General features: G+C 47.9%; 3 protein-coding genes. All 3 read right to left on the bottom strand.

Annotation, left to right across the window (positions count from 1 at the left end; genetic code table 11):
* Positions 1–799 (bottom strand): Mrp/NBP35 family ATP-binding protein (locus NTU69_10480; GenBank protein MCX5803936.1); only part of this gene is annotated, 799 nt, incomplete at its 3' end.
* On the bottom strand, positions 796–1,680 hold the full coding sequence (locus NTU69_10475; GenBank protein ID MCX5803935.1) for an ATP-binding protein: 885 nt from the start codon (positions 1,678–1,680) through the stop codon (positions 796–798). The genes NTU69_10480 and NTU69_10475, both read right to left, overlap by 4 nt.
* A gap of 1 nt (position 1,681) precedes the next feature.
* Positions 1,682–2,185, bottom strand: a 504-nt coding sequence (locus tag NTU69_10470; protein MCX5803934.1) for a (4Fe-4S)-binding protein, incomplete at its 5' end; no start/stop codon positions are given.

The raw sequence follows: 2,185 nt of genomic DNA, 5'->3' as shown, positions 1-2,185 counted from the left end.
ATACAATACGCTCAACGATCTCATAGAATTTTTCTGCTGTCTTTGTTTTGGAATAAAAATACATATACGGCTGTTCTTCATCTCCGCTCTTTACGATATCCGGGTCAAGGGGGATGCTACCCAAAAGTGGTATTCCATAGTTTTTCGCCAATTTTTTACCACCACCTGAAGAGAATATGTCCACCTCCTTGCCGCAGTGGGGGCAGATAAACCCGCTCATATTTTCAATAATCCCTGTGATGGGAAGATTGAGTTGCCTGCAAAAGGTGATGCACTTCTCCACGTCGATTGTTGCAACCTCCTGCGGCGTGGTGACAATGATTGCGCTGCTTTTTGCACCCAAAAGCTGTGCAATGGTGAGCGGTTCATCACCCGTTCCGGGGGGACAGTCTACGACAAGGGCATCAAGGTCCCCCCAGGCAACATTCTGGAGAAACTGCCGTATCATATTCGCTTTAATCGGTCCTCTCCAGATTACCGGTTGCGCATTTCCATCAAGCAAAAAACCCATGGAGACGACTTTAATCTGGCTATACACCTCTATAGGCATAATCTCTTCATTCATAACGCCGACCCTCCTTCCTGAAAGGCCAAGCAGCTTTGGAACACTTGGGCCGTGAATGTCTACATCGAGTATGCCAGTCCTTAAGCCCCTCAGGGAAAGGCTTAAGGCAAGATTCACCGCAACTGTGCTTTTTCCTACACCGCCTTTACCGGAAAGGACAATAAAGGTATGGCGAATCCTGTCAAGTTTTTCTTTCAGAGCCTTTTCGTCAGTTGTTACATCATCGCAATTCATAATTCCTCCAAAATAGATTGTAGTTTTGTATAGATTTCCTGTATTGCCCTGCTTGCAACACACTCAGGGGCAAAATCGAGGATGGTTTTCGCTTCTTTTTGTGCTTCCGTAATCTGAGTCTCATATGGAATTTCACCAAGATATATGAGGCCTTTTTCCTCGCAGTATTGCTTCATCTCTTGAACATACTGAGGGTTAATATCGCTTTTGTTGATCACCAGTGCCGCCTTGATCTGGAAATGGTGTGCCAGTTCAACGATACGCTTCAAATCATGGATGCCCGTGGGGGTTGGCTCTGTCACCACAACTGCCAGATGTGTTCCCGTAATGGAAGAGATGACCGGACAGCCTATTCCCGGAGGGCCGTCGATGAGGACGAGGTTGCTCCCGGTCTTCTCAGCCTGTGTCCGTGTTTCATTTCTCACCATGGCGACGAGTTTCCCGGAATTTTCTTCTCCCGGGAGCAGTTCGGCGAAGACGAACCGCCCATTGCCGGAGGTACTACAGACGTAACAATAGCCTGCGAGCCGCGGAGAGAAATCGACTGCCTGCGCCGGGCAAAGAAAATAACATGCCCCGCACCCTTCACAGGAAACAGTGTCTACCACAAAATCTTCAGATATTGCATCATAATGACAAACTTCTCTGCATATACCGCACTTTGTGCAGCGATCAGGGGCAATCTTCGCTTTCTTCCCGCCTGTAAACTCTTTTGTCTGTAAAACCTCGTCGGGGTTGATAATCATATGGAGGTTTGCAGCGTCCACATCGCAATCCGCTATTACTTTATCCCGGAACAGAGAGGAAAGTGCTCCCGTGAGGGAGGTTTTTCCGGTTCCCCCCTTACCGCTTACAACTACCATTTCTTTTATGTGTGTCATCTTACCACCTGCATTTTGTTTTCCCCAATAACCTTCCGATGTTGACGGCAAGTTCCATAAACTGATCTATATAGATAGGAAGGGTCTGTAATAGAATGTTCCCCATGGAGTAATGGCGTGCGATCTCCCTGTCTTCGGGTAGCACCATAATTACAGGCAGTTTGTTTTTTAATAGATATGTTACAAGAGGCGGGAATTCACCATTTTGCCGGTTAATCACAACCCCGATCGGTTTTCCCAGGTTTTTTGCCACGGAGACTGCGATTTTCAGGTCATGGAGACCGAAGGGAGTAGGTTCGGTTACCATCACCACAGCGTCCGCGTCTGCAATAGTCTTCACCACCGGGCAGGAAGTACCCGGGGGGGCGTCGATGATCCGGACATACTGTTTTTTGTATTGGCGTTTTACCTCCTGGATGAGAGGACCTGCCATTGGCTCCCCGACGTTCAGAACACCGTGAATAAATTCAATACCGTGTATTGCTCTGCCGTTCTCGATATACCC

The sequence above is a fragment of the Pseudomonadota bacterium genome (assembly GCA_026388215.1).
Classification (GTDB): Bacteria; Desulfobacterota; Syntrophorhabdia; order Syntrophorhabdales; family Syntrophorhabdaceae; genus JAPLKF01.
The sequence above is the reverse complement of the archived record's forward strand: the minus strand, read 5'-3'. Positions and strand labels throughout refer to the sequence as shown.

What these genes read in the sequence shown, in the direction of transcription:
- NTU69_10475 (MCX5803935.1), bottom strand. Translation starts at nt 1,680, where the DNA reads ATGACACACATAAAAGAAATGGTAGTTGTAAGCGGTAAGGGGGGAACC.